The sequence below is a fragment of the Streptomyces sp. NBC_00207 genome, assembly GCF_045160965.1.
Lineage (GTDB): Bacteria > Actinomycetota > Actinomycetes > Streptomycetales > Streptomycetaceae > Streptomyces.
Window position 1 is genome coordinate 4357532 of sequence record NZ_CP130715.1, and the last position, 26673, is coordinate 4384204.

Annotated in this window: 25 protein-coding genes; 10 read left to right on the plus strand and 15 right to left on the minus strand. The window is 72.0% G+C overall.

What is annotated here, in order from left to right:
* Nucleotides 1-123 precede the first annotated feature (123 nt).
* The 5 genes from OG472_RS20545 (at nt 124) to OG472_RS20565 (ending at nt 6912) form a co-directional block, all read left to right on the plus strand.
* Nucleotides 124-1302: a flavin-containing monooxygenase gene (locus tag OG472_RS20545; protein ID WP_405941859.1), complete on the plus strand. Its 1179-nt coding sequence runs from the start codon at nt 124-126 to the stop codon at nt 1300-1302.
* 118 nt (nt 1303-1420) lie between these two features.
* Entirely contained in the window at nt 1421-1906 is a 486-nt protein-coding gene (locus OG472_RS20550; RefSeq protein ID WP_401608306.1) for a MarR family winged helix-turn-helix transcriptional regulator, read from the plus strand.
* A gap of 100 nt (nt 1907-2006) precedes the next feature.
* Nucleotides 2007-3518 carry an MFS transporter gene (locus OG472_RS20555; RefSeq protein WP_405941860.1) on the plus strand — a complete coding sequence of 504 codons (1512 nt, stop codon included), beginning with the start codon at nt 2007-2009 and terminating at the stop codon, nt 3516-3518.
* Between the two features lie 138 nt (nt 3519-3656).
* A complete protein-coding gene (locus tag OG472_RS20560) occupies nt 3657-5891 on the plus strand; it encodes an acetate--CoA ligase family protein (RefSeq protein WP_405941861.1) in 2235 nt (744 codons plus the stop codon).
* A gap of 217 nt (nt 5892-6108) precedes the next feature.
* Nucleotides 6109-6912 carry an enoyl-CoA hydratase/isomerase family protein gene (locus OG472_RS20565; protein ID WP_401608299.1) on the plus strand — a complete coding sequence of 268 codons (804 nt, stop codon included), beginning with the start codon at nt 6109-6111 and terminating at the stop codon, nt 6910-6912.
* A 1-nt stretch (nt 6913) separates the two neighbouring features.
* Here the strand turns inward: OG472_RS20565 and OG472_RS20570 are convergent, their stop codons facing one another.
* The 3 genes from OG472_RS20570 to OG472_RS20580 all read right to left on the minus strand — a co-directional run bounded on the left by OG472_RS20570 (nt 6914) and on the right by OG472_RS20580 (nt 9435).
* Nucleotides 6914-7705, minus strand: coding sequence for a VOC family protein (locus OG472_RS20570; protein ID WP_401608298.1), 792 nt, complete (start codon nt 7703-7705; stop codon nt 6914-6916).
* 152 nt (nt 7706-7857) lie between these two features.
* Entirely contained in the window at nt 7858-8595 is a 738-nt protein-coding gene (locus OG472_RS20575) for a hypothetical protein (RefSeq protein ID WP_401608295.1), read from the minus strand.
* Between the two features lie 24 nt (nt 8596-8619).
* Nucleotides 8620-9435: a hypothetical protein gene (locus OG472_RS20580; RefSeq protein ID WP_401608294.1), complete on the minus strand. Its 816-nt coding sequence runs from the start codon at nt 9433-9435 to the stop codon at nt 8620-8622.
* 247 nt (nt 9436-9682) lie between these two features.
* Here OG472_RS20580 and OG472_RS20585 point away from each other — a divergent pair, with 247 nt between their 5' ends.
* Entirely contained in the window at nt 9683-10300 is a 618-nt protein-coding gene (locus OG472_RS20585; protein WP_401608854.1) for a flavin reductase family protein, read from the plus strand.
* Here the strand turns inward: OG472_RS20585 and OG472_RS20590 are convergent.
* The 4 genes from OG472_RS20590 to OG472_RS20605 form a co-directional block, all read right to left on the minus strand.
* Nucleotides 10290-10850 carry a hypothetical protein gene (locus OG472_RS20590; protein WP_383571361.1) on the minus strand — a complete coding sequence of 187 codons (561 nt, stop codon included), beginning with the start codon at nt 10848-10850 and terminating at the stop codon, nt 10290-10292. The two genes, OG472_RS20585 and OG472_RS20590, sit on opposite strands and share 11 nt — an antisense overlap.
* Nucleotides 10851-10947: 97 nt before the next feature.
* Complete coding sequence (locus OG472_RS20595) at nt 10948-12015, minus strand: Zn-dependent alcohol dehydrogenase (RefSeq protein WP_405941862.1); 1068 nt, start codon at nt 12013-12015, stop codon at nt 10948-10950.
* Nucleotides 12012-13277, minus strand: coding sequence for an acyl-CoA dehydrogenase family protein (locus tag OG472_RS20600; RefSeq protein WP_405830665.1), 1266 nt, complete (start codon nt 13275-13277; stop codon nt 12012-12014). Before OG472_RS20600 ends, OG472_RS20595 begins: the two co-directional genes overlap by 4 nt.
* Before the next feature lie 14 nt (nt 13278-13291).
* Nucleotides 13292-14203, minus strand: a complete 912-nt coding sequence (locus OG472_RS20605; protein WP_401608287.1) for an SDR family oxidoreductase — start codon at nt 14201-14203, stop codon at nt 13292-13294.
* 117 nt (nt 14204-14320) lie between these two features.
* On the opposite strand from OG472_RS20605, the gene OG472_RS20610 reads away from it, so the two are divergent.
* The 3 genes from OG472_RS20610 (at nt 14321) to OG472_RS20620 (ending at nt 16633) form a co-directional block, all read left to right on the plus strand.
* A complete protein-coding gene (locus OG472_RS20610) occupies nt 14321-15247 on the plus strand; it encodes a cyclase family protein (RefSeq protein ID WP_405941863.1) in 927 nt (308 codons plus the stop codon).
* Between the two features lie 147 nt (nt 15248-15394).
* On the plus strand, nt 15395-16081 hold the full coding sequence (locus tag OG472_RS20615; RefSeq protein WP_405941864.1) for a hypothetical protein: 687 nt from the start codon (nt 15395-15397) through the stop codon (nt 16079-16081).
* A gap of 99 nt (nt 16082-16180) precedes the next feature.
* Nucleotides 16181-16633: a hypothetical protein gene (locus OG472_RS20620; RefSeq protein WP_401608281.1), complete on the plus strand. Its 453-nt coding sequence runs from the start codon at nt 16181-16183 to the stop codon at nt 16631-16633.
* Nucleotides 16634-16786: 153 nt separating this feature from the next.
* Here the strand turns inward: OG472_RS20620 and OG472_RS20625 are convergent, their stop codons facing one another.
* The 4 genes from OG472_RS20625 to OG472_RS20640 all read right to left on the minus strand — a co-directional run bounded on the left by OG472_RS20625 (nt 16787) and on the right by OG472_RS20640 (nt 20848).
* The gene (locus OG472_RS20625) at nt 16787-17251 is read right to left on the minus strand and encodes an ATP-binding protein (protein WP_383571382.1); all 465 of its coding nucleotides are present in this window, start codon (nt 17249-17251) and stop codon (nt 16787-16789) included.
* 323 nt (nt 17252-17574) lie between these two features.
* Entirely contained in the window at nt 17575-18474 is a 900-nt protein-coding gene (locus OG472_RS20630) for an acyl-CoA dehydrogenase family protein (RefSeq protein ID WP_405830672.1), read from the minus strand.
* Between the two features lie 5 nt (nt 18475-18479).
* Nucleotides 18480-19634, minus strand: coding sequence for an acyl-CoA dehydrogenase family protein (locus tag OG472_RS20635; RefSeq protein ID WP_405941865.1), 1155 nt, complete (start codon nt 19632-19634; stop codon nt 18480-18482).
* On the minus strand, nt 19634-20848 hold the full coding sequence (locus OG472_RS20640; protein WP_401608275.1) for an amidohydrolase family protein: 1215 nt from the start codon (nt 20846-20848) through the stop codon (nt 19634-19636). Before OG472_RS20640 ends, OG472_RS20635 begins: the two co-directional genes overlap by 1 nt.
* A gap of 136 nt (nt 20849-20984) precedes the next feature.
* On the opposite strand from OG472_RS20640, the gene OG472_RS20645 reads away from it, so the two are divergent.
* Nucleotides 20985-22538, plus strand: coding sequence for a class I adenylate-forming enzyme family protein (locus OG472_RS20645; protein WP_405941866.1), 1554 nt, complete (start codon nt 20985-20987; stop codon nt 22536-22538).
* A 6-nt stretch (nt 22539-22544) separates the two neighbouring features.
* On the opposite strand, the gene OG472_RS20650 is transcribed toward OG472_RS20645, so the two are convergent.
* The 4 genes from OG472_RS20650 to OG472_RS20665 all read right to left on the minus strand — a co-directional run bounded on the left by OG472_RS20650 (nt 22545) and on the right by OG472_RS20665 (nt 26495).
* Nucleotides 22545-23729 (minus strand): serine hydrolase domain-containing protein, encoded by a 1185-nt coding sequence (locus OG472_RS20650; protein ID WP_405941867.1) that lies wholly within the window; start codon nt 23727-23729, stop codon nt 22545-22547.
* 75 nt (nt 23730-23804) lie between these two features.
* Nucleotides 23805-24476 (minus strand): DUF4097 family beta strand repeat-containing protein, encoded by a 672-nt coding sequence (locus OG472_RS20655; RefSeq protein ID WP_405941868.1) that lies wholly within the window; start codon nt 24474-24476, stop codon nt 23805-23807.
* Between the two features lie 205 nt (nt 24477-24681).
* Nucleotides 24682-25935: a maleylpyruvate isomerase N-terminal domain-containing protein gene (locus OG472_RS20660; RefSeq protein ID WP_401608265.1), complete on the minus strand. Its 1254-nt coding sequence runs from the start codon at nt 25933-25935 to the stop codon at nt 24682-24684.
* Entirely contained in the window at nt 25932-26495 is a 564-nt protein-coding gene (locus OG472_RS20665) for a sigma-70 family RNA polymerase sigma factor (RefSeq protein ID WP_401608262.1), read from the minus strand. Before OG472_RS20665 ends, OG472_RS20660 begins: the two co-directional genes overlap by 4 nt.
* Nucleotides 26496-26673 lie beyond the last annotated feature (178 nt).

Below are 26673 nucleotides of genomic sequence, written 5' to 3' on the forward strand. Positions count from 1 at the left end.
CGGGGGTTTCACCCTGCCACCGGGGAGGACGCGCGGCCCGCCGCCCCGCCCGTGACCGATCCGCAATCGATTCCCTCCTTGTCCGAGACCCATCAACCCAGCGTGGCGATACGATCACACCTCATGCCTGGAGTCCCCGCAGCACCCGACATGACCACCCAGCCCCGCCCCGTGTACGTCATCGGGGCCGGCCCCGGCGGCCTCGCCGTGGCCGCCGCGCTGCGCGCCCGCGGAGTCCGCGCGGTGGTCGTCGAGAAGTCCGACGCGGTCGGTTCGTCCTGGCGCCGGCACTACGACCGGCTGCGCCTGCACACCACGCGCCGGCTCTCCGCCCTCCCGGGCCTGCCGATGCCGCGCCGCTTCGGGCGCTGGGTCTCCCGTAACAACGTCGTGCGCTACCTGGAGAAGTACGCCGAGTTCCACGAGCTGGAGCTCGTGACCGGCGTCGAGGTGACCCGGATCGAGCCCGCCCCCGAAGGCGAGGACGGCTGGACCCTGCACGCCAGCGGCGGGCGGGTGCTGACCGCCGCGGCCGTCGTCGTCGCCACCGGGTACAACCACACTCCGGCCATCCCCGACTGGCCCGGCCTGGACACGTACGGCGGCCGACTGCTGCACGCCGCCGACTACCGCAACCCCGAGCCGTACGCCGGCCAGGACGTCCTCGTCGTCGGCGTCGGCAACACCGGCGCCGAGATAGCCGTCGACCTCGTCGAGGGCGGGGCGGCGCGGGTGCGGCTCGCCGTGCGCACCGCCCCGCACATCATGCGCCGCTCCACCGCCGGCTGGCCGGCCCAGCGCAGCGGGATCCTCGTCCGCCGGCTGCCCGTGCGGCTCGTGGACGGCCTGGGCCGGATCGTCACCAGGGCCTCGGTCCCGGACCTGTCGGCGTACGGGCTTCCGCGCCCCGCCACCGGCCTGTACAGCCGGGTCAAGGAGGGGGCGATCCCGCTCCAGGACGTCGGCCTGATCGACGCGGTGCGCCGCGGCGCGGTGGAGCCGGTGGCCGCCGTGGAGTCCTTCGACGGCGCCGAGGTGGTGCTCGCGGACGGTTCGCGGATCACCCCGGACGCGGTGATCGCGGCCACCGGCTACCGGCGCGCCCTGGAGGGGCTGGTCGGCGACCTCGGGGTCCTTGACGAGCGGGGGCGGCCCCGTACGCACGGCGCCCGCACCTCACAGCAGGCCCGCGGGCTGTACTTCACCGGCTTCACCAATCCCATCAGCGGGATGTTCCGGGAGATGGCCATGGACGCGGAGAAGATCGCCAAGGCCGTGGCCCGGCAGACGCGGTCCCGGTAGAACCGGTCCGGGCCGGCGCGGCCCCGCCCCCGGTCCCGGCGGGGACTCCGTCCCGGTAGAGCCAGTCGTCCGTTTGCCGATAATCCGCGACGGATCGACTTTCGCTACCCTGGCGGACATGACCGCCATGACGCGCACCCGCACCGAACCGGACCTGTCGTTCCTCCTGGATCACACCAGTCACGTGCTGCGGACCCGGATGAGCGCGCAGCTCGGCGAGATCGGGCTCACCCCGCGGATGCACTGCGTGCTCGTCCACGCCCTCGAGGAGGAGCGCACCCAGGCGCAGCTCGCCGAGATCGGGGACATGGACAAGACCACGATGGTGGTGACGGTGGACGCACTGGAGAAGGCCGGCCTGGCCGAGCGCAGGCCGTCCAGCACGGACCGGCGGGCGCGGATCATCGCGGTGACCGAGGAGGGCGCGAAGGTCGCGAAGGAGAGCCAGAAGATCGTCGACCGGGTGCACGGGAGCGCCCTCGGCGCCCTGCCGGACGACGAGCGCGAGGTACTGCTCCGCGCACTGAACCGCCTGGTCACGGGGCATCTGCAGACACCCGAGGAGGGTCCGCGGCCGGCCCGGCGGGCGCGCCAGAAGGGCTGACGCCACAACCCCCCTGCATCTCGATCCGTAAAAGATAGTCTGCAACAAAACTATCTGCTACGGTCGTTCCTGTTGCCTCCCGACGACAGGAGAGACCGCAATGCCCTCCACCACCGCCACACCCGCACCCACCGCCCCGGGCTCACGCTCCCGCCAGCTCGCCCTCGGCGTCCTGGCCACCGGCATGCTGATGACGGTCCTCGACGGCAGCATCGTGACCGTCGCCATGCCGGCCATCCAGAGCGACCTGGGCTTCACCCCGGCCGGCCTGAGCTGGGTCGTCAACGCCTACCTCATCGCCTTCGGTTCGCTGCTGCTCCTGGCCGGCCGCCTCGGCGACCTGATCGGCCGCAAGCGGATGTTCCTCGCGGGTACCGGGGTCTTCACCGCGGCCTCGCTCCTCGCCGGCGTCGCCACCTCCCCCGGCCTCCTGATCGCCGCCCGCTTCCTCCAGGGCGCCGGCAGCGCGACGGCCTCCGCCGTCAGCCTCGGCATCCTGGTCACGCTCTTCACCGAGCCGCGTGAACGGGCCAAGGCCATCGCCGTGTTCAGCTTCACCGGCGCGGCCGGCGCCTCGATCGGGCAGGTCCTCGGCGGCGTGCTCACCGACGCGCTCACCTGGAACTGGATCTTCTTCATCAACCTGCCCATCGGCATCGGGACCGCCCTCCTCGCCCTGTCCGCCCTGCCCGGCGACCGCGGCCTCGGCCTGAAGGCCGGCGCGGACATCCTCGGCGCACTGCTCGTCACCTCCGGCCTGATGCTCGGCATCTACACGGTCGTCACGATCGAGGAGTACGGGGCGGCCTCGGCCCACACCCTCGGCTTCGGCGCCCTCGCGCTCGCCCTGCTCGCCGGCTTCCTGCTGCGCCAGGCCACCGCCGCGAACCCGCTCATGCCCCTGCGGATCCTCCGCTCGCGCAGCGTCTCCGGCGCCAACCTGGTCCAGATGCTGATGGTCGCCGCCCTCTTCTCCTTCCAGATCCTCGTCGCCCTCTACATGCAGAACGTCCTCGGCTACGGCGCCGCCGAGACGGGTCTCGCGATGCTGCCGGCCGCGGCCGTCATCGGCCTCGTCTCCCTGACCGTCTCGGCCCGTCTCAATGCCCGGTTCGGCGAGCGCGCCGTCCTGCTGGCGGGTCTGGTGCTCCTGGTCGGCGTACTCGGCCTGCTGACCCGCGTGCCCGGCCGCCCCGAGCAGGCGGACTACCTCACCGACCTGCTCCCCGTGATGCTCCTGGCCGCCGGCTTCGGCCTCGCCCTGCCCGCCCTGACCTCGCTGGGCATGTCCGGCGCGAAGGAGGAGGACGCGGGCCTGGCCTCCGGGCTCTTCAACACCACCCAGCAGATCGGCATGGCCCTCGGCATCGCGGTCCTCTCCACCCTGGCGGCCTCCCGCACCGAATCCCTCACCGAGGCGGGACGCCCGGCCTCCGAGGCCCTGACCGGCGGCTACCACCTGGCCTTCGCGGTCGGGGCGGCCCTCCTCGTCGCCGCCCTGGCCATCGCCTTCACGGTCCTGCGCCGCCCGGAGGAGGCCCCGCGGGAGGCGGGCGCCGAGCAGGACGCCGTTGGCCGAACCGCGCTCTGGACCGACCCCGCGGAGATCTGACACCGTTCACCACATCACCTCCACCAGCTTTCCTGCGCAGCCCTGTTCCTGACGGCACGTCAGTTCAGTAATCTGACTACACGTCAGTTATTGAGTTCCAGTTCCATCAAGGTTCATCGAGCAGGAGCGGGCGGAACGATGCTTGGATCTACTCACGGCACCCTCACCACCGACTTCCGCGCACGTGTCGAGGCCTGCGGGGAGACCCCCAGGACGGCCGTCCACTCATCGGCGGCCCCCTCCGCCGACGACGCGGTCGCCGTGGACGTCAGCGGCCGGCCGCTGCACGCCGACGTGCCCGACCTCGACCGGTTCTTCCGGCCCGAGTCCGTGGCCGTCATCGGCGCCTCCGACGCCGAGGGCAGACCGAACACCGGCATCACCCGCCAGCTCATCGCCTGGGCGGAACGCGTCGGCGCCCGGATCCACCCCGTGCACCCCACCCGCCCCACCGTCTTCGGGCTGGCCTGCCACGCCTCCGTGGCCGACCTGCCCGAACAGGTGGACCTCGCCGTCCTCCTCGTCGCCGACCCGCTCCCCGTCATCGAGGAACTCGCCGAGACCAAGGTGAAGTTCGCCGTGGCCTTCGCCTCCGGCTTCGCCGAGACCGGCGACGCGGGCGCCGCCGCCCAGGACCGGCTCGGCGCCGCCGTCCAGCGCTCCGGCCTGCGCCTCCTCGGCCCCAACACCAACCTGAACGCCTTCGAGGAGTTCCGCGACGACCTCGACGGCCCGGCCATCGCCCTGATCACCCAGTCCGGCCACCAGGGCCGGCCCGTCTACAGCCTCCAGGAACTGGGCATCCGGCTCTCCCACTGGGCGCCGACCGGCAACGAGGCCGACCTGGAGACCTCCGACTTCATCTCCTACTTCGCCGAGCAGCCCGAAGTGGGAGCCATCGCCTGCTACGTCGAGGGCCTCAAGGACGGCCGGTCCTTCCTCCTCGCCGCCGACCGGGCCGCACGCAACGGCGTCCCCGTCGTCGCCGTCAAGGTCGGCCGCACCGAGACCGGCGCCCGCATGGCCGCCTCCCACACCGGGAAACTGACCGGCGCCGACACCGTCGTGGACGCCGCCATGCGCCAGTTCGGCGTGATCCGCGTCGACGGCCTGGACGAACTCCAGGACACCGCCGCCCTGCTCGCCCGGGCCCGCAAGCCGAAGGCCGACGGGGTGGTCGTCTACTCCATCTCCGGCGGCACCGGAGCCCACTTCTCCGACCTGGCGACGGAGGCGGGCCTGACCCTGCCCACCCTCTCGCAGGCCAAGCAGGACGAGCTCCACCAGTGGATCCCGGCGTACCTGAACGTCGCCAACCCCGTCGACAACGGCGGCCACCCGGTCGGCGACTGGCGCGGCCGCAAGATCATCGACGCGATCCTGGCCGACCCGGCGGTGGGCGTGCTGATCTGTCCCATCACCGGCCCCTTCCCCCCGATGAGCGACAGGCTCGCCCAGGACCTGGTGGACGCGGCCGAGGCCTCGGACAAGCTGATCTGCGTGATCTGGGGCTCCCCCGTCGGCACCGAGGACGCCTACCGCACCACCCTCCTCGGCTCCTCCCGCGTGGCCACCTTCCGTACCTTCGGCAACTGCATCACCGCCGTCCGCGCCTACCTCGGCCACCACCGCTTCACCGCCGGCTACCGCTCCCCCTTCGAGGACGCACCGCGCACGCCCTCGCCCTCGTACCGCAAGGCGCAGGCCCTCATGCGGCCCGGTCAGCAGCTCAGCGAGCACGCGGCGAAACAGCTCCTGCGCGCCTACGGCATACGGGTCCCCCGCGAGCAGCTGGTGACGAGCGCGGCGGCGGCCGTCCGGGCGGCCGGCCTGGTCGGCTACCCGGTGGTGATGAAGGCCTCGGGCCCGCAGCTGGGCCACAAGACGGAACTCGGCCTGGTGAAGATCGGCCTGACCTCGGCGAGCCAGATCCGCGACGCGTACCGGGAGCTGACCGACATCGCGCGCTACGAGAACGTGCCGCTCGACGGGATCCTGGTCTGCCAGATGGTGGAACGGGGGGTGGAGATGGTCGTCGGCGTCACCCAGGACGACCTCTTCGGCCCGACGGTCACGGTGGGGCTCGGCGGGGTCCTGGTCGAGGTCCTCCACGACGCGGCGGTCCGCGTCCCGCCCTTCGGCGAGGACCAGGCCCGCGCGATGCTCACGGAACTGCGGGGGCACGCGCTGCTGGAGGGCGTACGGGGGGCGCCCCCGGCCGATGTGGACGCCCTGGTGGAGGTCGTCCTGCGGATCCAGCGGATGGCACTGGAACTCGGCGACGAGCTGTCCGAGCTGGACATCAACCCCCTGATGGTCCTCCCCCGCGGCCAGGGGGCGGTGGCGCTGGACGCCCTCGCCATCTGCCGCTGACCCCGGTGGGGGCGGTTTCTCCGTTTCCCGGGGCTCCGCCCCGGACCCCGCTCCTCAAACGCCGGAGGGGCTGAAATACCCAGCCCCGCTCGTGCTTGCAGGCTGACGCCGGCCAAATCCAGCCCCGCCGGCGTTTGAGGCGCGGGGGTCCGGGGGCGGAGCCCCCGCAACGGCGCCGCACCCGACCACTCCGCCCACCCCGAACGGGAGCCCCGCAATGACCGCCGCCCCCGAGGACGAAGTCCTCCACCGCACCGAGAACAACGTCTCGTGGATCACCCTCAACCGCCCCGAGGCGATGAACGCGGTCACCTGGGACCAGCGCGAACGCGTCATCGCGCTGCTCGCCGACGCCTCCGCCGACCCCGCGGTCCGCGCCGTCGTCCTGACCGCCACCGGCAAGGGCTTCTGCGCGGGCGCGGACCTCCGCGGCGGCGGCGCCCCGGCGGGCGAGAGGGTCGCCGGCGACGTGGCCCGCATGATCCGCCTCGGCGCGCAGCGCCTGATCACCGCGGTGCTGGACTGCGAGAAGCCCGTCCTCGCCGCCGTCAACGGCACGGCCGCCGGCATCGGCGCCCACCTGGCCCTCGCCTGCGACCTCGTCATCGCCGCCGAACCGGCCCGCTTCATCGAGGTGTTCGTCCGCCGCGGTCTGGTCCCCGACGGCGGCGGCGCGTACCTGCTGCCCCGGCTCGTCGGGCCGCAGAAGGCCAAGGAGCTGATGTTCTTCGGCGACGCCCTCCCGGCGGCCGACGCGGAGCGCCTCGGCCTGGTCAACAAGGTGGTGCCGGCCGGGGAGCTGGAGGAGACGGCCCGCGCCTGGGCCGAACGGCTCGCGCAGGGCCCGACCCGGGCCCTCGCCTTGACGAAGCAGCTGGTCAACGCCTCGCTGGACGGTGACCGGGCGGCCGCCCTGGCCGCCGAGGCCACCGCTCAGGAGATCAACATGACCACCGCCGACGCGAACGAGGGCGTGGCGAGCTTCGTGGAGCGCCGCACGCCCAAGTACCTGGGCCGGTGAGCTACGTCCGGGGGTTCGGCTTGAGCAGCGCGAACACCGCGCCGAAGGGGTCCGCCAGCCACGCGAGGCGCCCGACGTCCGGTACGTCCGCCGCCGGCATGAGCACCGACCCGCCGTTCTTCTCCGCCTTCGCGATGGTGTCGTCGACGTCCGCCACGTGGAAGTACGGCACCCAGCGCGCCTTCTCCTCCCCGCCGCCCGCGCCTTCGCCCAGCGGCGCGACCCCGCCGAAGGAGGCGTCCTCCTGGTCCCCGTCTGCGGTGCTGAGGACGCGGTACGTCATCCCGGGCACCTCCATCTCGGCGTACCGCCACCCGAACAGGCCGGCGTAGAAGCCGATGTCGGCGACCGGGTCCGGCACGTGGAGCTCCGCCCACACCAGCGTGTTCTCGGCGGAGGCCACCTCGAAACCGGCGGTGTTCCCAGGCTGCCAGCAGGCGAACTCGGCGCCCTGCGGGTCGGTGAAGTGCGCGAGCTTGCCCTCCCCCATGACGTCCCCGGGCTCCATCCGGACCGTGCCGCCGCCGTCGCGGACCGCGGCGGCGGTGGCCTCGATGTCGGGGGTCATGAAGTGGTGCATCCAGGCGGACGTCGCCCCTTCCTCGGTGAGCGGCCCGAGCGCGGCGACGGTCTTCCCGTCCACCTGGAAGAAGCCGTAGCCGCCCGCTTCGGGCCCGGCGGAGGCGAAGTCCCAGCCGAAGACGGTTCCGTAGAAGGCGGCGGCCGCCGCCGTGTCGGGGCTGCCGAGGTCGAGCCAGTTGGGTGATCCGGTGCTGAAGTCGGTGCCGAGCATGGGGGTCCTCCCGGGAGTACGGCGGCGGTACGAGGTCGCTGCCACGATGCCGAGCCTCCACCCCGGCCCCGGCGTACGGACCCGCGGAGGCGGCACGGTTCACCCGTGTGGGGGAACAAGGGGCGACCCGTGCCTCGTCGCGGGCCCCCGCGTCAGCTCCCGACGCGCTCCAGCGCCGGCAGGAACTGGTCGTAGAAGCTCACCTTGAGCCGCAGCGAGCGCCGCTCCGCCTCCTTGAAGCACTCGGCGGTTCCTTCGCCGTCGCCGATCAGCTCCCGCAGCCGGTTGCCCAGCCGGTCGGAGTGGCTGGTGGCCAGCATGTTCACGGTCTCCAGCGAGTGCTTCTTGGCATCGTGATAGTGGTGCGGGTAGTAGAAGCGCGAGCGGTTCTCGTCTTCGCGCACCAGCAGGGGCTCCATTCGCTCCCACAGCCGTCCGTACTCGACGGAGACGAGGATCTCGCCCCAGAAGCGCAGGATCGTCAACAGCACGAGGTCGGCGCGGTCGTGCTCGCCGGCGTCGGCGATGAGGGCGAAGGTGTCCTCGATGGCCTGTTTCGTCGCCGCCGTCGGCCGCGAACGGACGAGGGCCGTCCGGGAGATCCCGAGCTGGAACATGTCGTCCGTCATGTCCTCGCGGTGCGACTTCGTGTTCCCGCGGGCGTCCGGGTACTCCTCGCGCAGGATGATCCGGGCGGTCCGCAGCCCCACCTCGTCCTGCAGGAGGTCGATCGCCAGGTCGTAGGCGGGGGTGAAGGCGAGCGACAGGAAGCGCCTCTGGAGCAGGATCTCGGCGAACCGCTCCTCCGGGAGCCGCTCGATGTTCGCGAGCACCGGATGCCGCCTGTACTGCTCGATCAGTTCGTCCTCGAACCTGTCCAGTTCCCACACGGTCGTAGCCCTTCTCCGGGATCGCTAGCTGATGTCGATGGATCTCGCCGGGTCGCGCAGGTCCACCACGCGACCGATGTCCCACAAGGTGTCCAGCTCTTTCTGAACCTGCCGGCCCATGACGGAGTCGCACCCGTCTATCTCGATCTGGGTGGACTCGATGGCGAGCTGCCCGTGCAGGAAGGAGCTGACCAGATAGTGCTCGTCGGCCTTGTAGACGGCGATCGACGGCAGGGAGTTGTAGACCTGCACCTTGAGCTTGTCGCGGAGTTCCCGCGGAAGGCGGGCGTGGAGCCGGTGGAGGATGTCGAGGCTCGCGTCCACGGACACCGAGCTGCTCGTGTTGCGCAGCGCCTGGTCGCGCAGGTCCACCACGGCGGACTTCGGGTGCACCAGCAGGATCCGCACCTCGACGTTCCGCTCGGTGACGGCCTTCTCCAGCTCCGTCTCGAGACCGTCGAGGTTGGGGATCCAGGTCTGCAGGATGGCCACCTCGCGCCGGGCGCCGCCCACGAGCCGTTTGAACTCCGCGGTCGGGAATTCCGGGTGGACCCTCGTCACGCCGAGGTAGTGCTGGCGCCGGAGCTCGCCCGTCAGGCCGTCCAGGGTGAGGCCGGAGATCTGCGCGTTGATGCTGTCGAGCACCTTGAGGCGGTCGAACTCCATCAGGAGGAAGAGGGTGACCGTGCTCAGGATGAGCAGCGTGATCTTCGGGAGCGTGCCTCCGGGGGCCATTTTGTCGAGCCACCCGAGGACGTCGGCGAGCAGGACCAGGATGCCCGCGGATGCCATCGCACCCAGTGAGATCCGTTCGGCCCGGTAGCGAAAACCGTTGCCCATGACCACCCCAGCCCCCGACGTCTTTGTCGTTGGCGATGACCATACACACGGCCCGCTCGGGCCTGTTCACCGACCCATGTCGCCTTCCTCACAAGGGAGTTCAGGCCATTTGGCCGGATCGCGGAAGGCCGCCGGAACCCTGCGCGAAGGCCCCAGGTCAGCGCGGTCCGCCCACGCACTCCACGCCCACCCCTTCCTATCTGACGAACCGTCAGCTTCAATCATGGGTGTGATGGGACATGCAGGGATGGCGGCCACCGTCGTCCGATACCTCAGGTCAGTCGGCGCCCCCACCTCCGCCGCGACGGAGCGGGAACCCGAGCCCGTCGACGCCCTGCCGCGCCCCGATCTGCGGGCCGTCGGCGAGGACGAGCGCGCGCCGGTCAGTCCCGCCGAGTTCCGGGCCGTGCTCGGGAACTTCGCCAGCGGGGTCACCGTCATCACCGCGCCGCCCGGCGAGGACGAGGAGGGCCCGGCCGGCTTCGCCTGCCAGTCCTTCGCCTCGCTGTCCCTCGACCCGCCCCTGGTCACCTTCATGGTGGCCCGTACGTCGACCACCTGGCCGCGGATCGCGCGCGCCGGGGTGTTCTGCGTCAACATCCTCGGAGCCGAGCAGGGCGAGCTGTGCCGGTCCTTCGCCGTCAGCGGCGCGGACAAGTTCGCCGGGGTGAGCCACACCCCCGCCCCCGTCACCGGATCACCGCAGCTCGACGCCGTGCCCGCCTGGATCGACTGCCGGATCCACGCCGTGCACACCGGCGGGGACCACCTCATCGTGGTGGGCCGGGTCGAGGCCATGGGCGCGGCCGGCGAGGGCGAACCGCTCCTCTTCCACAAGGGCCGCTTCGGCCGCTTCAGCGACTGACCCGCCGCCGGCGGTGCCCCAGCAGCCGGGACTGCTCGGCCTTGAGCCGGGCGAACCGGTCCCGGGTGTACTCGCGCATCTCGCGGCCCGGGAACGGGATGAGCGACAGGTGCTCCTCGTGGTCGCCCGCCGCCCACCGCGCGGCGGTGATCTCGTACCCCGAGACGTGCGCGCAGAGCACGAGCAGCACCTGCGGCATCTCCTCCTCGATCAGCAGGTCGCCCTTGCGGATCACCACGTCCCGCATGGCCTGGATGTTCGGGATGAAGACGGTGGTCGCCCAGGTGCGCCACTGGGCGAGCTCCTCGTCGGTGGGCGGCACCTCGTGGTGGAAGGGGTCGCGGCCGTCCGGGCGGGCGTAGCGCTGCGAGAAGGTGTCGTACGTACGGCTGTTGGTCTCCATCAGCGCGAAGAGCGGCCCGTAGAACTCGCTCAACTGCTGGTTCACCCGCGCCAGTCGGGCCTGCCGCTGCGCGAGGCGCAACCCGTTGGCGTAGGTCACCAGGTAGCCGAGGAAGGCCAGCCCGACGGTCACGATCAGAGTGGACATGAGGGGTGATCGTAGGCGAGGCGGACCGACGAGCGGATGATCGCACCGAAGGGCGGCCGGGGGATCCCCGGCCGTCCTTGGGCTGCGGCACCCCGTGTCAGAAGGTGAGCACCCCGCGCGCCACCCGCCCGTGGTGGGCGTCGTCGACGGCCTTGGCGAAGTCCTCCACCGGGTAGACCTCCGTCACCAGTTCGTCCAGCAGCAGCCTGCCCTGCCGGTAGAGCTCGGCGTACAGGGCGATGTCGCGCTGCGGGCGCGAGGACCCGTACCGGCAACCCATGATCGTCTTGTCCAGGTACATGGAGGAGACGAGGAAGGACGCCTCCTCCGTGAATCCGGGCACGCCGAGCAGGATCGCCTGACCGTGCCGGTCGAGGAGGTCCACGGCCTGGCGGATCAGCCTGACGTTGCCCACGCACTCGAAGGCGTGGTCGGCGCCGGTCGGCAGGATCTCGCGCACCGCCGCCGAGGAGTCGGCCACCGCGGAGGCGTCGATGAAGTGCGTGGCCCCGAACTGCCGGGCCACCGCCTCCTTCGCCGGGTTCGCGTCCACCGCGACGATCGTGGTGGCCCCCGCTATCCGGGCTCCCTGGAGCACGTTCAGCCCGATGCCGCCGGTGCCGATGACGACCACCGACTCGCCGCGGTCGACGCGGGCCCGGTTCAGCACCGCGCCCACCCCCGTGAGGACCCCGCAGCCGATGAGCGCCGCCGAGGTCAGCGGGATGTCGGCGGGGATCTTCACGGCCTGGACGGCCTCGACGAGGGTGCGTTCCGCGAAGGCGGAGTTGGAGGCGAACTGGAACAGCGGCTTCCCGCCCCGCGAGAACGGCTGCCCGGGCATCCCGATCGCCTTGCGGCACATCGTCGGCCGGCCCCGGTCGCAGTCGGCGCACGCCCCGCAGTTGGCCAGGGTGGACAGCGACACGTGATCGCCCGGCGCCACGTGGGTGACCCCCGCGCCCACGGCCTCCACGATGCCCGCACCCTCGTGCCCCAGCACCACCGGCGGCGGGAACGGGATCGTCCCGTCGATGACCGACAGGTCGCTGTGGCACAGCCCGGCCGCCCCGATCGCGACGAGCACCTCCCCCGGCCCCGGGTCCCGGATCTCCAGGTCGTCGACCACCTGGGCCTGCTTGCCGTCGAATACGACGCCTCTCACCTGGACTCCTTAGGCAGGCCGAGCACGCGCTCGGCGATGATGTTCCGCTGGATCTCGTCCGAGCCGCCGTAGATGGTGTCGGCACGGGTGAACAGGAAGAGCCGCTGTTCCTCGTCGAGTCCGAGTTCGTACGGGAGCCCGGGCGCCCAGGCCGCCGGACCGGCGGTGGCCGCCGCGCCGCGCACCTCCACCGCCAGTTCCCCGAGCCGCCGGTGCCAGCCGCCCCACAGCAGTTTGGCCACGCTGGGCGCGCCCGCGTCGTCGGTGGCGCCGCCCAGCGTGCGCAGGGCGTTCCACCGCATGGTGCGCAGTTCGGCCCACTGCCGCACGAGCCGGTCCCGCAGGACGGGATCCGCGGCGGCGGAGGCCGAAGCGGGGGCATCGGGCGGGGCGATGCCCGGGACCGGGCCCCGGCCCTGGCCCGGTCCCGCCGCGTACGCCGCCAGCACCCGCTCCAGTTCCGCCGCGAAGCCGATCTGCTGCACCAGCGTCGAGACCCCGCGTTCCAGGGCGAGCAGGCCCATGGCCACGGTCCAGCCGTCGCCCTCCCCGCCGACGGCCTCCGCCGCCACCGCACCGTCGAAGAACACCTCGTTGAACTCGGAGGTCCCCGACATCTGCCGGATCGGCCGGACCTCGACGCGCCCCGGCTGGTCCATCCGTACGAGCAGGAACGACAGCCCCCGGTGGCGCCGCGATCCGGGCTCGGTACGGGCCAGGACGAAGCACCAGTCGGCGTCCCGGGCCAGGGAGGTCCAGATCTTCTGCCCGGTGACCCGGTACAGCCCGTCGGCCCGGTCCCGTACCGCGGCCGTGCGGATCCCCGCGAGGTCGGAGCCTGCCCCCGGCTCGCTGTAGCCCTGGCACCACAGCTCCTCGCCCCGCGCGATCCCGGGCAGGAAGCGGTCCCGCTGCTCCTGGCTGCCGTACGCGATCAGCGTGGGCGCGAGGAGGTTCTCCCCGATGTGGCCGACCCGGCCGGGCGCGCGCAGCGCCGCGTACTCCTCGGCCCACACCACCTGGCCGGTCAGCGAGAGCCGCCGCTGCCCGTACGCCCCGGCCGGGGCCTCCCAGCCCTGCCCGATCCAGCCGCCGCCGCCCAGCTCGCGCTCCCACGCGCGCCGGGCCTCGACCCCCTCGTGCTCGCTGCCCGGTCCGCCGAGGCCGACGACCTGCGCGTACGGGCCCACGAGGTGCTCCGTCAGCCACGCCCGGGCGTGCCCGCGAAGCTCCTCGTCCTCGGCCCCGAAGCTGAAGTCCATCCTGATCGGGCCCCCTATGCGTTGGGACGGTCCTTGGCGGCCGCCGCCTTGGCCATGGCCTCCAGCTGCGCCAGCATCGGCATCGGGTCGGTGCCCACCGTCCCGGGCAGGAAGTCGGCGATCTTCTCCGGGGTCCAGGAGCCTTCGGCGTATCCGGCGCGCAGCTCGCGCGGCTGCGCCCAGACGGCGATCTTCGGGCCGGCGATCGTGTAGACCTGCCCGGTGATGTCCTCGGCCTTGGCGCGGTCGCTGAGCAGGTAGGTGACCAGTGCGGCCACGTCCTCCGGCTCGCCGATCTCCTTGAGCTCCATGGGGACGTTCGCCGACATGCGGGTCCGGGCGACGGGTGCGACGGCGTTGGCCGTGACCCCGTACTTGGCGAGGCCCAGCGCGGCGGACCGGACGAGGGAGATGATCCCGCCCTTGGCCGCGCTGTAGTTGGCCTGGGCCACGGATCCCTGGTGGTTGCCGCTGGTGAAGCCGATCAGGGTGCCCGAGCCCTGCCTGCGCATGACGGCGGAGGCGGCGCGGAAGACGGTGAAGGTGCCCTTGAGGTGGGTGGCGACCACCGGGTCCCACTCCTCCTCGGACATGTTGAACAGCATCCGTTCGCGCAGGATGCCGGCCACGCACACGACTCCGTCGATGCGGCCGAACTCGGTCAGCGCGGTGTCCACGATGCGCTGGCCGCCGGCCATGGTGGAGATGTCGTCGGCGACGGCGACCGCCTCGCCGCCGGCGGCCTGGATCTCCTTCACCACGCCGTCGGCGACCGCGCTGGTCGGCTCGCCCCCCTCGATCCCCACGCCGTAGTCGTTGACGACGACCTTGGCGCCCTCGGCGGCCGCGGCGAGTGCCACGGCCCGCCCGATGCCCCGGCCGGCGCCGGTGACGGCGACGACCTTGCCTGCCAAGAAGTTCCCCACGTCCGGCCCCTTCCCGCGTTTTCTGACGGACCGTTAGATTCTATGGGTAGTCAGATGCACCTGCACAAGCCCTCGTTGCCGTCGTTGCCGTATCCACGCAAGGAGCTGTCGACGCCCATGACCCTGCCCGCCGCCTTCCACGACATCGCCAAGCGCGTCAACAACTGGGGACGATGGGGTGCCGACGACGAGATCGGAACCCTGAACCTGATCACGGACGAGGTCGTCCGGACCGCCGCGGCGGAGATCCGCAGCGGCCGCCGCGTCCCCCTCGCCCTCCCCCTCAAGGAGGACGGGGTGCAGGTCGGCATGATCCCGGGCCGGATCAACCCGCTGCACACGATGGTCCAGATCAACCAGGAGATCTTCGGCCCGGGCACGGTGGCGTGCAGCGACGACGCCGTGAGCATGGGCCTCCAGGCGGGCACCCACTGGGACGCCCTCACCCACGTCTCGCACTCGGGCAGGATCTACAACGGCCGCCCGGCCGGCACCATCACGGCGCACGGCCGCGCCGAGTACAGCGGCATCGACAAGGCCGGCCCCATCGTCTCGCGCGGAGTCCTCCTGGACGTGGCCCGCGCGAAGGGCCTGGACCGGCTGGAGGGGGGTCACGCGGTGACCCCGGAAGACCTGGCGGAGGCCGAGGAGTTCGGCGGGGTCACGGTCCGCCCCGGCGACATCGTCCTGGTCCGCACCGGCCAGATCCAGGTCTACCTGGCGGGCGACAAGCACGGCTACGGCTTCCCCTCGCCCGGCCTCTCGGTCCGCACCCCGGAGTGGTTCCACGCCCGCGACGTGGCGGCCGTCGCGAACGACACCCTCACCTTCGAGATCTTCCCGCCGGAGATCGACGACCTGTGGCTGCCGGTGCACGCCCTCGACCTGGTCGAGATGGGCATGCACCAGGGCCAGAACTGGGATCTCGAAAAGTTGTCCACAGCCTGTGCAGAAGAAAACCGGTACTCCTTCTTCCTCTCCGCGATGCCGGAACCCTTCGTCGGCGGCACGGGCACCCCGGTGGCCCCGGTGGCAGTCCTCTGACCAGAAGGAATGCGCCGCGGCCGGAGGGGGCCGCAACCGTGGCGACGGGGGTGTCCGACCCTCGTGGAACCATGAGGTGTCCATGACGCGTCACCGTTCGCGCATCACACCCCGTCCCCACCACTTTCCCTGCCAGGAGAAGCCCGCATGGCCAACCCGTACCAGGTACCGCCGCCGCCTGCCCCCAGACGCCGCTCGGGCGGCAGCGTCGTCGCCGTCATCGTTCTCGCGGTGATCATCATCGGCGGCTTCATCGCCTTGCAGAAGCTCAACAAGGACGACGGCAAGCCCACGGCGTCCCCCTCGGCGTCCCCCTCCGCCAAGCCCACGGCCAAGGACCCCGGATCCCCCGAGTCCTCCTCCGACACCTCCAGCGCGTGGAAGGTCGGCGACTGCGGCGGCCCCGACCCGGCCAAGGCCCCCGACGGGTACAAGCGGACGGGCTGCTCCGACTCCGGGGCCTCCTTCAAGGCCATCGACATCAAGGAGGCCAGCATCCTCCCGGGCGCGATCCAGTGCCCGCCCGGCACGGACCTGATGATCGACGTGAGCATCTCCTACGGCGGCACGAAGAGCGGCATCCCCACCAACACCGTCTGCGGCCGCAACCTGTCGAACGAGCACCCCGGCGACGCGGGCGCCGGCGGCGGCCAGCTGGTGAAGGGCGACTGCGTGACCTCCCAGGCCAAGGAGGTCGCCTGCGGCGGCTCGGGCGCCCAGAAGGTCCTCGCCCTCGTCAAGACGAAGTCCGAGTGCCCCTCCGGCACCACCGACCCCATCGAGCTGACCATCGGGATCGGCCGCCCGTACGACGTGATCTGCACCGACGGCTGACCCGTCACCCCCGCCGCCCCCGCGCAACGCCACCCACCGGCCGGCGAACCGCGGGGGCCGGCGGGCACCTTCACGACCAGGGGCGTCCGGGAGCGAGTGATGGCCGAGACCTTCAAGTACCGGTACATGAGCGGCGGCATGGGACTCGCCGCCGACATCAGCGTGGCCGCGTACGAGGCGGACTCCCCGCCCCCGCAGGCCCTGCGCGCGTACGGGCGCCTCCACCTTGCCCTGCCCGCGGGCGGGCTGTACTGGAAGGACGCCGCCTGGCTCGCCTTCGGGATGTCGCTGCACGCGCACGAGCTGGTCGCGCGAGCGGCGGGCCGTGGCCACCTGGTCCTGGAGGTCGCCTCCCTCGCGTACCCCGGCGCCGACTACCAGTCCGAGGTCGCCGCGCTCGCGCTCGACGGCTGGATCCACCGGCACCTGCGGATCCCCCCGTGCGGGAGTGCGGTCCGCCACGACCGGGCCGGCCGGCGGTTCGCCTTCGACTGGGCCGGGACCGACACGCCGTTCGCGGACGACCTGCCGCCGCTGCCGAAGCCGGAGTGATGCGGGTGGCGGCGGCGCGCATGCACGCCCCGAGCGCGGCACGGCAGCCGCCACCCCGCGACCCGCACTCGTCAAGGCGTGTCCTTGGCGTCCCCTCGCGTCGAATCGCTCCACACCAGGGTGATCAAGATGTGACGGAACGTCAACACCTCGTTAGAGGTACACGCGCGGTTCCCGCACGGAGGTGTGAACTTCCGACGGTCCGTCGGAGGCGCAGTCCGACGCCGCCTTCTCCGCGCGGTCGATCTCGCACCAGATGCGTTTGCCCGCGCCCTCGCGCTGCCAGCCCCAGCGGTCCGCCAGGCCGTCCACCAGCTCCAGGCCGCGCCCGCCGGTGTCGTCCCCGGCCGCCTGCCGGCGGGCCGGCGCCCGGTCGCTCGCGTCGGCCACCTCGACCCGCACCCCGGGTCCCCCGAACAGCATCCGCAGCACCGCCGGACAGCCCGTGTGCACGACCGCGTTGGTGACCAGCTCGGAGATCAGCAGGATCAGCGTCTCGGCGAGCGGCTCGTCATCCCCTATGCCCGACCCCGCCAACCGGGACCGGGCCCACCGGCGCGCCCGGCCGACCTCGGCTGGGTCCGGTCCTACCTCCAACTGCACCTGAAGCACCTGCACCGCTCACACCATCCGAACCGGCGGACACTTCGCCTCGCGACAGGATGGAATCACCCACTGTGATCCCCTTGCGGAGCAGCATGGTTGACGTACAGTCACCACAACAAGCGCTTCGGGCATATTCCCGCGCGAAGGAGTGGGCGTGGTGCATACTGTGCGACGCTCGCGCCGCTCAACCGCTCGCATCTGTGGGAGCGTACCGGAGCAACCCCCCGACTCCGGTCCGTAACGAAGGGGCGAAGGACACAAACCGATATCAACTCTCTGTAATCGGACATGCGTCCCGCGGCGTCCCTCCCGTGCCCCGCGCCGGCCGCGGCCGGCTACGCCGCCGAGTCCAGCAGCTCCGCCGCCAGCAGCTCCTCCGCCTCCCCCGCCGTCCGCCACTGCTCGGCCCGCAGCCACGCCCGCTTCAGGTGCAGGTGCACGTCCGCCTCCCACGTGAAGCCCATCCCGCCGTGCACCTGCAGACAGTCCCGGGCTCCGCGTACTGCCGCCTCGTCCGCCAGCAGCTTGGCCGCCGCCACCTCCCCCGGGTCCCCCGTCACCGCCGCCGCGTAGACCGCCGTACGGGCCACCTCCGCCCGCACCAGCATCTGCGCGCACAGGTGCTTGACCGCCTGGAACGCCCCGATCGGCTGTCCGAACTGCTCGCGCTCGCCCGCGTACCGGACCGCCAGCTCCACCGTCCGCAGCGCGCTGCCGACCTGCAGCGCCGCCGTCAGCAGCGCCCCCGCGGAGCGGTACTCCGACACGTCCCCGGGCGCCGACGCCACCCGGTGCAGCGGCGTCAGCGGGTCCACCGAGCGGACCGGTGAGCCGGCGGGCACCCCGGCCTCCCCCAGCACCGCGTCCGCCTCCTCCAGGTACGCGACCAGGCCGCCCTCCAGGTCGCGGGCGGTCACCACCGCCGTCCCCGCCGCCGCCCCCGGGATCACCCCGGCCGCCAGGTGCGTGGCCACCAGCGGCCCCGGCAGCAGGGCCCGCCCGGCCTCCTCGAAGACGAGCACCGCCTCCGGCAGGCCGAGGCCGACGCCACCGGCCGGCTCGGGCAGCCGCAGGGCGAAGAAGCCCGCCTCGCCCAGCTCCCGCCACAGCCCCCGGTCCACGGCGGCGCCCGTGTCCACCGAGGCCCGCAGCGCCTCGCGCCCGTACCGCCCCGCGAGCAGTTCCCGTACGCCCGCCCGCAGGTCCCGCTGTTCCTCGGTCGGCTGGAAGTGCATGCCCCTCACCGGCCCTTCGGGAGGCCGAGGATCCGCTCGGCGACGATGTTCTGCTGGATCTGCGAGGTGCCCGCCGCGATCGTGTACGAGAGGGAGGAGAGCCGGTCCAGGGTCCATTCCTCCTCCAGGGACAGGGAGGCGGCGCCCAGCACCTCCGCCGCCACGTCGTACAGCTCCTGCCGGGCGTGCGAGTAGGCGAGCTTGAAGACCGAGCCGCCGATGCCGGGGACCCCGCCGGAGCCCTGAGACTCGCTGACGTTCCACTGGGTGAGCCGCCACAGCGCGCCGAACTCCCCGTACAGCCGACCCAGCCGGCGCCGCAGCACCGGGTCGTCCCAGCGCCCGTTCGCCTTCGCCGTACGGGCCAGCTCGCCCAGGGTCCGGCGGCAGGCGACGACCTCGCCGACGAAGGCGGTGCCCCGCTCGAAGGAGAGGGTGACCATGGTGACGCGCCAGCCGTCGTTCTCGGCCCCGACCCGGTTCGCGACCGGGATGCGCACCTCGTCGAGGAACACCTCCGCGAACTCCGTCGACCCGGCGAGCGTGCGCAGCGGCCGTACGGTGACCCCCGGCGCGTCCATCGGCATGGCCAGCCAGGAGATCCCCCGGTGCTTGGGGGCCTGCGGATCGGTCCGCACCAGCAGCTCGCACCAGTCGGCGACCTCCGCGTGAGAGGTCCAGATCTTCGACCCGGTGACCACGTAGTCGTCGCCGTCGCGGACCGCCCGCGTGCGCAGGGAGGCCAGGTCCGAGCCGGCGTCCGGTTCGCTGAACCCCTGGCACCACACCTCGTCGCCGCGCAGTACGGGCGGCAGCCAGCGCGCCCGCTGCCCGGCGCTGCCCTCGGCGGCGATGGTCGGGCCGGCGTGCAGCAGCCCGACGAAGTTCGCGCCGACGTACGGGGCCCCGGCGCGCTCCGTCTCCTCCAGGAAGATCAGGTGCTGGGTCGGGGTGGCACCGCGCCCGCCGGCGTCCACCGGCCAGTGCAGACCCGCGTAGCCGGCCTCGTACAGCCGGCGCTGCCAGCCGAGGTCGTACGCGCGCCGGCCGGGCCAGTCGTCCGGGGACGGTTTGGCGGGCAGCTCGGGCAGGGCCTTGCCGAGCCATGCGCGCAGCCGCGCCCGGAAGTCCTGCTCCTCCTCGGTGTAGGTCAGATCCATCAGCGGCTCTTGCCCAGGTCCAGGTCCAGGTCCAGGCCGAGCATGCGGATGGCGTTGCCGCGCATCAGCTTGTAGACCGTCTCCTCGTCGAGGCCCTTCACGTGGTCGAGGGCGACCTCCTTGGTGTGCGGGAAGGTCGAGTCCACGTGCGGGTAGTCGGTCTCGAAGGTGGCGTTGTCGCGCCCGACGACGTCGATCGAGGCGATCCCGTGCTTGTCGCGGAAGAAGCAGCAGAAGATCTGCCGGTAGTAGTACGTGGACGGCGGCTCGGGGATCAGGTCGCGGACCCCGCCCCAGGCCCGGTGCTCCTCCCAGACGTCGTCGGCGCGCTCCAGGGCGTACGGGATCCAGCCCATCTGGCCTTCGCTGTAGGCGAGCTTGAGGGTCGGGAACTTCACGAGGACGCCGCTGAAGAGGAAGTCCATCATCGAGGCCATCGCGTTGTTGAAGCTGAGCGAGGCCTGCACGGCGGGCGGCGCGTCGGGGGAGGCCGCGGGCATCTGGGAGCTGGACCCGATGTGCATGTTGACCACCGTGCCGGTCTCCTGGCAGACGGCGAAGAAGGGGTCCCAGTAGCCGGAGTGGATGGACGGCAGGCCCAGGTGGGTGGGGATCTCGGAGAAGGTCACGGCGCGCACCCCGCGGGCGGCGTTGCGCCGGATCTCCGCGACCGCCAGGTCGATGTCCCAGAGCGGGATGATGCACAGCGGGATCAGCCGGCCGCCGCTGTCGCCGCACCACTCCTCGACCATCCAGTCGTTGTAGGCGCGCACGCAGGCGAGGGCCACCTCCTTGTCGTGGGCCTCGGCGAAGGTCTGCCCGCAGAAGCGCGGGAAGGTGGGGAAGCACAGCGAGGCCTCGACGTGGTTGAGGTCCATGTCGGCGAGGCGCGCCTTCGGGTCCCAGCAGCCGCGGCGCATCTCCTGCCGCGTGATGCCCTCCAGCGTCATGTCGTCGCGGTCGAAGCCGACGGCGGCGATGTTGCGCTTGTACGGGAACTTCAGGTCCTCGTAGATCCACCAGTCGGTCGGCGGGCCGTCCGGGTCCATGGTGATCACGTACTTGCCGCCCGTGTACGCCAGCTCGCCGATGCCCGCGGTGATCGCCTTGGGCCCGCGGTCGCGGTACTTGGCGGGCAGCCAGACGTCGAAGAGGTGTGCGGGTTCGATCACGTGGTCGTCGACGCTGATGATCCGAGGCAATTCCAGTCCCATGACCGTCTCCCCAATCCGATGCCAATCTGATGGATCGTCAGAAACAAGCTAGCCCCGCCACCCCTGGACCGACAAGCGCCGGAGGCCTACGCTCTGCGCTTGATCTGACTATCCGTCAGCTATGGGGAGGTCTGGGATGACGGACACCGCGATCGCGACAGAACTGGGCGGCTCCCGCACCCTGTGGGAACTCATCACCCGCCGGGCCTCACTGACCCCCGGCGCCACCGTCCTGATCGAGGCGGCCGAGGACCCGGCGCAGGACCGCCGGCTGACCTTCGGGGAACTGCGCGACCGCTCCGAACGCGTCGCCGCCGGCCTGTACGACATGGGCGTCCGCCCCGGCACGGTCGTCGCCTGGCAGCTCCCCACCCGCATCGAGACCGTACTGCTCTCCGTGGCCCTCGCCCGGCTCGGCGCCGTCCAGACCCCGGTCATCCCGTTCTACCGCGACCGAGAGGTCGGCTTCGCGCTCCGCGAGTCCAAGGCCGAGTTCTTCGCCGTCCCCGGGACCTGGCGCGGCTTCGACCACCCCGCGATGGCCCGGCGGCTCGGCGCGCGCGGCGTCTTCGAGGCCTACGACGACCTCCCGGACGGCGACCCCTCCGCACTCCCGCCGCCGCCCGCCTCCGGCACGGACGTCCGGTGGATCTACTGGACCTCCGGCACCACCTCCGACCCCAAGGGCGTCCTGCACACCGACCGGTCCCTGATCGCCGGCGGCTCCTGCCTCGCGCACGCCCTGCACCTGACCCCGGACGACGTCGGCTCGATGGCCTTCCCCTTCGCGCACATAGCCGGGCCCGACTACACCGTGATGCTGCTGCTCTACGGCTTCCCCGCAGTCCTCTTCGAGAAGTTCGCGATGCCGGACGCGCTGGACGGCTACCGCCGCCACGGGGTCACGGTGGCCGGCGGATCGACCGCCTTCTACTCCATGTTCCTCACGGAACAGCGCAAGGCCCCCTCGGCCCCGCTCATCCCCACCCTCCGCCTCCTCGCGGGCGGCGGCGCCCCGAAGCCGCCGGAGATCTACCACGCCGTCGTCCGCGAAATGGGCTGCCAGCTGACCCACGGCTACGGCATGACCGAGGTCCCGATGATCACCATGGGCGCCCCGGACGACACCCCCGACCACCTGGCGACCACCGAGGGCCGCCCCCCGGCCGGCATGTCCATCCGCATCACCACCCCGAACGGCACCCCGCTCCCCCCGAACACGGACGGCGAGGTCCGGCTCCGGGGCGAGGCCGTCTGCCAGGGCTACCTGAACCGGGACCAGTCGGCGGAGGTCTTCGACGCCGACGGCTACCTGATCACGGGCGACCTCGGCCACCTGACCCAGGAGGGCTACCTGGTCCTCACCGGCCGCAGCAAGGACGTCATCATCCGCAAGGGCGAGAACATCTCGGCGAAGGAGATCGAGGACCTGCTCCACCTCCTCCCGGGCGTCGCCGACGTCGCGGTCATCGGCCTCCCCGACCCGGCCCGCGGCGAACGCGTCTGCGCGGTGGTCGAACAGACCCCGGGCGCCGCCCCCTTGACCCTGCCCCGGGTGACGGCCCACCTCCGCGCGGAAGGCCTGGCCACGCACAAGCTCCCCGAACAACTGGAGCTGTTGGAGTCCCTCCCGCGCAACGAGGCCCTGCGCAAGATCCTCAAGTACAAACTCCGCGAGCGGTACGCCTGACGTCGCCTACCGAGCCGCCGGCTCGACCGGGTCGGACGGCACGACCGGGTCGGACGGCTCGGCCGGGTCGGACGGCTCGGCCGGGTCGGACGAGACGGGCCGCCCGCCGCCGAACACCTCGTCGACGAGGCCTTGCGTCGCCTTCTGGAACGCCGCCGCCAGCGACATCGCCGCGTCGTCGACGTAGTTCAGCGCGGCGGTCAGCGTCTTGCCGCCGTCGGGCGTGCTGTACATCAGCGCCCCGTGGCCCGCCGCGCCGCCGTTGTGCGTGATGACGGTGCCGCCGTCGCCCACGGCCTGGACGAACACCCCCAGGCCGTAGCCGACCTTGGGATGCGGCGTGCACATCTCGGCCAGCAGCGGGGCCGGCAGGAGCCTGCCGCCCAGCAGCGCGGAGATGAAGGTGTGCAGGTCCTTCGTGGTCGAGATCATGTCCCCGCCGGTGGAGATCCAGGAGGGGTTGTGGCGGGTGACGTCGACCGTCTCCTGCCGGCCGGCGTCCTCGTACCGGTAGTAGGCGTGGGCGTGCGGCTCGGGGATCTCCACGCCGGTGCCGGGCAGCGACGTTCCCGACAGGCCGAGCGGTCCGATGATCAGCCGCTGCATCTCCTCGGCGAGCGAGCGGCCGGTGACCCTCTCGATCAGCAGCCTGGCCAGCACGTAGTTGGTGTTGGAGTAGCTCCAGTCCGTCCCCGGCTCGAACCGCGCCGGCTTCGACAGCGCCAGCCGCACCAGCTCTTCCGGGCGGTAGGTCCTGAACCGGCCGTCCACCCACTCCCGGCCCGCGGTCGTGGCGGCGATCCCCGGCGCGAACGTCCCGTCGTCGTAGTACTCGCCGGTGAAGTTGAACACCCCGCTGGTGTGCTGCAGCAGCATCCGCGCCGTGATCCGCCGGTCCAGCCCGAACTCGGGCAGGTGGCCGGCCACCGGGTCGTCCAGCCGGATCACTCCCTCGGCCACCAGCTGCAGCACCACGGTCGCGGTGAAGGTCTTGGTGTTGCTGCCTATCCGGACGTGGCCGTCGACCGGCGGCCCGGCGCTCTCGCCCAGCTCGGACACCCCGGCACTGCCGACCCACTCGCCCCGCTCGTCGTGCACGCGCAGCGTCACCCCGGTGAAGCCCGCCTCGGCCATCTCCTCGATGGCCTTCTGCAGCTCCGGGCGGTCCTGGTCGGTGTGGGTGAGGGACATGGTGGTGTGCTCCTTTGAAGTGTTGTGGAAGTCGGCCGGAGGGACAGGACGGCCGCGCCGGGCGGCCGTCCTGTCTCAGTTGCTGCGGGCGGTGATGTCGCCGTAGGCAGTGGTGGCGTGGATCGTGAGGGCGGGGGTGGGGCCCTCGCTGTTGTTCAGGGAGTTGTGGATCCGGCCGTACGAGGTGCCGGCGTCCAGGGAGGCGGACACGCCGCGGGCGGCGCCCACCGACACGTCACCGGCCTGGGTCCGCAGCTCGACCGCACCGCGCACCGCCTCGGCGACCCGGATGTCGCCCTTCTGCGTGCTGATCCGGGCGGGGCCGCCCAGCCGGCCGACCGACACGTCCCCCGCCATCAGCGCCAGACGGGCACCGGCGGTCTCGTCGAGCTTGACCGTGCCCTCGGCCCCCTCGAAATCGACGTCACCCAGGCGCCCGACCCCACGGAGCTCGGCACTGGCCGCCTTCGCCTCCACCCGGGAGCCCGCCGGCAGCTGAACCGTCACCTCCACCGACCCCGAAGCACCCAGGAGCTGGTTCTTCCCCTCCGGCGCCTTGATCCGCAGAACCCCGTCGACGAACTCCACGGTGGTCTCCTGCGCCGCCTTCACATCACGGCCCTTCGACGCGTTCGCCGGCAGCACCTCGACCCGCGTGTCCACGCGGTCCGCGGCGATGAACCGGATACGACCCGCAGCGATGTCCACAACGGCCGAGACGGCGGCGGGGGTGTCGAACTTCTGCAACGTACTTCTCCTTCTTCAGTGGCGGCACCCTGTCGGCCCGCCGTTTCTGATGAACGAAAAGCTACGTTGCATTCACAGATCCAGCAACAAGCTCGTTGCACACGAAAGACATCACTGCAGCTCAGAGCAGGTAATTCATTGCAATGGATTGATTTTCAATGCAACAGTCGGCATGCAGTTCATTGCAATGAACCGAAAGTGAACGCTACAGACGGCTCAGGGAGGCCGCCGCGAACAGGACGTCGCGGATGGCCTCGCGGTCGCCGTGCTGGCCCACCGCCGCGTCCTCGGGAGAGATGTGGCCGGCCGCGAGCTGGCAGAACTCGATGCCGTCCAGGGCGATCTCCGCCACCGTGCGCTCCGGCGACGTCCTCGCCCCCGGCGAGTCCAGAGCGATGTCCCAGCCGCCGCCACCCGCGCCCTCGATCTCCAGGTGCAGGGTCCGCCCGGGCGCGCCCGCCGCGACCAGGCCCCGCGCCGGGGCCGCCAGGCCGGCGCGCCGCCGCTGCGCCAGCGCGCCCGGCAGGAGCCGCGCCGCCAGGTCGATCATCCCGTGCAGATGCGGCCCCGACGGCGGCTCGTACGGGTAGTCCACCGCCTCCGCGATGTCCCACGCGTGCACCCAGCACTCGAAGGCCCGCTCCAGGAAGGCGTCCCCGAGCGGCAGCGCGAAGCCCCCGTAGTCCACGGACAGCTCGGCGACGCCCCGGCCCGCGAAGGACACCGTGCGCACCAGCGTGTGCCCCTGCTCCCGCCACGGTTCGCGGACCTGCCGCGTCGTCGGGTACGCCGAGGCGTTCCAGAAGTGCTCCGTCCGCGCGGTCGGACCGCCCTTCGGTGCGTCCGGACCCAGCGGGTCGTCCAGTCCCAGCGCGTTGGCGATCAGCCCGTCCACCGTCATCAGGTGACCGATCACGCCCGCCACCGTCGTCCGCTGCGAGCGGCGCCGTTCCTCCTCGAACCACTTCAGCCGCACCGGGGTGTGCCACTCCGAGTCGCCGAAGTCCTGGAGCAGCGCGTCGAGCCGCGCGGTCTCCGTGTCGTACGGGCTCGCCCACACCGGCACCGGGATGCGCGCCGGCCGCTTGCCCAGGCAGTCCTCCAGGACGCGCGAGCGCAGCAGCGGTTTGAGGTCGAGGGTCTCCTCGGGGTGCAGCAGCCCCACCGCGTCGCGCAGCCGCAACGCCTCCTCCGCGCAGGGTGCGCACTCGGTGAGGTGGTCCTCGACCGCCTGGGTCTCCTCGGCGGAGCAGGCCGCCAGCGCCCACGCGCCGAGCAGGGACTTCAGTACGGCGTGCGAGGGCGGAGGCGGCACCTCGGCCGGCGGCTGCGGTGGCGGCATCGACTGCGGCGCGTATGCCGGGTCCAGGTCGTCGGCGGCCCCGCGCGGACCCGGTATGCGCGGCGAGCCGCCGGGACGCTGGTATCCGTCGTCGGGCGACTCGGCAGGGCCGTTCATCGGGACGTTCCGTATCCGGACCGGGCGGTGTCCTCCTGCGGGAGGGCGTTGGCGGTCGACAGCAGCTGCAGGCCGAGCCGCAGCCGGCGCCGCGCCTCGTCCTCGCTGATCTGCAGGTCGGCGGCGGCCTGCCGGTAGTCGCGCCGCTTGAAGTACGCGAGTTCGAGCGCGGCGCGCAGCGGCGCGGGCATGGAGGTGACGATGTAGTCCGCGCGGGCCGCCGCGTTGGCGCTGCGCACCTTCTGCTCCAGCTCCTCGCGGGAGCCCCGGCCCAGCTCGGCCTGGCGCAGCCGGGCCACCGCCTGGCCCTGGGTGATCCGGGCGACCCAGGAGCGCATGGAGCCCTGCTTGGGGTCGTACGCGTCCGGGTTCTCCCAGATGTAGCCGAAGACCTCGCGGGTGATCCGGTCCGCCGCCTTCTCGTCGCCGAGCACCCGGTGCGCCAGGCTGTGCACGAGCGAGGCGAAGCGGTCGTACAGCTCTCCGAGCGCGGCGGCCTCGCCGCGGGCCAGGCGTTGCTGCATGCGGCGGTCCCAGCGCGGTGGTACGTCCTTCGGCATAAGTGCCCCCAGCCGTGTGTCGACGCAACGAATGTAGTGGGCACATGGCGGATCGCGCCCGTTTTGGGAGAACCTCGCCCTGGAAGTAAGCCCTCCGTGATAGGGGCGTGGCAGGGCGTGAACGGTGGCGCGGCCGACGGCACATGGGGACAGGTGTACGCGCCCCACCGCGCTCCCC

Coding starts and splice junctions, on each gene's coding strand:
- OG472_RS20565 (WP_401608299.1), top strand. CDS start 6,109: ATGACCGCCGCCCCCGAGGACGAAGTCCTCCACCGCACCGAGAACAAC.
- OG472_RS20620 (WP_401608281.1), top strand. CDS start 16,181: ATGGCCGAGACCTTCAAGTACCGGTACATGAGCGGCGGCATGGGACTC.
- OG472_RS20560 (WP_405941861.1), top strand. CDS start 3,657: ATGCTTGGATCTACTCACGGCACCCTCACCACCGACTTCCGCGCACGT.
- OG472_RS20550 (WP_401608306.1), top strand. CDS start 1,421: ATGACCGCCATGACGCGCACCCGCACCGAACCGGACCTGTCGTTCCTC.
- OG472_RS20590 (WP_383571361.1), bottom strand. CDS start 10,850: ATGTCCACTCTGATCGTGACCGTCGGGCTGGCCTTCCTCGGCTACCTG.
- OG472_RS20635 (WP_405941865.1), bottom strand. CDS start 19,634: ATGGATCTGACCTACACCGAGGAGGAGCAGGACTTCCGGGCGCGGCTG.
- OG472_RS20545 (WP_405941859.1), top strand. CDS start 124: ATGCCTGGAGTCCCCGCAGCACCCGACATGACCACCCAGCCCCGCCCC.
- OG472_RS20630 (WP_405830672.1), bottom strand. CDS start 18,474: ATGCACTTCCAGCCGACCGAGGAACAGCGGGACCTGCGGGCGGGCGTA.
- OG472_RS20650 (WP_405941867.1), bottom strand. CDS start 23,729: ATGTCCCTCACCCACACCGACCAGGACCGCCCGGAGCTGCAGAAGGCC.
- OG472_RS20610 (WP_405941863.1), top strand. CDS start 14,321: ATGACCCTGCCCGCCGCCTTCCACGACATCGCCAAGCGCGTCAACAAC.
- OG472_RS20570 (WP_401608298.1), bottom strand. CDS start 7,705: ATGCTCGGCACCGACTTCAGCACCGGATCACCCAACTGGCTCGACCTC.
- OG472_RS20555 (WP_405941860.1), top strand. CDS start 2,007: ATGCCCTCCACCACCGCCACACCCGCACCCACCGCCCCGGGCTCACGC.
- OG472_RS20660 (WP_401608265.1), bottom strand. CDS start 25,935: ATGAACGGCCCTGCCGAGTCGCCCGACGACGGATACCAGCGTCCCGGC.
- OG472_RS20585 (WP_401608854.1), top strand. CDS start 9,683: ATGGCGGCCACCGTCGTCCGATACCTCAGGTCAGTCGGCGCCCCCACC.
- OG472_RS20580 (WP_401608294.1), bottom strand. CDS start 9,435: ATGGGCAACGGTTTTCGCTACCGGGCCGAACGGATCTCACTGGGTGCG.
- OG472_RS20665 (WP_401608262.1), bottom strand. CDS start 26,495: ATGCCGAAGGACGTACCACCGCGCTGGGACCGCCGCATGCAGCAACGC.
- OG472_RS20640 (WP_401608275.1), bottom strand. CDS start 20,848: ATGGGACTGGAATTGCCTCGGATCATCAGCGTCGACGACCACGTGATC.
- OG472_RS20645 (WP_405941866.1), top strand. CDS start 20,985: ATGACGGACACCGCGATCGCGACAGAACTGGGCGGCTCCCGCACCCTG.
- OG472_RS20615 (WP_405941864.1), top strand. CDS start 15,395: ATGGCCAACCCGTACCAGGTACCGCCGCCGCCTGCCCCCAGACGCCGC.
- OG472_RS20600 (WP_405830665.1), bottom strand. CDS start 13,277: ATGGACTTCAGCTTCGGGGCCGAGGACGAGGAGCTTCGCGGGCACGCC.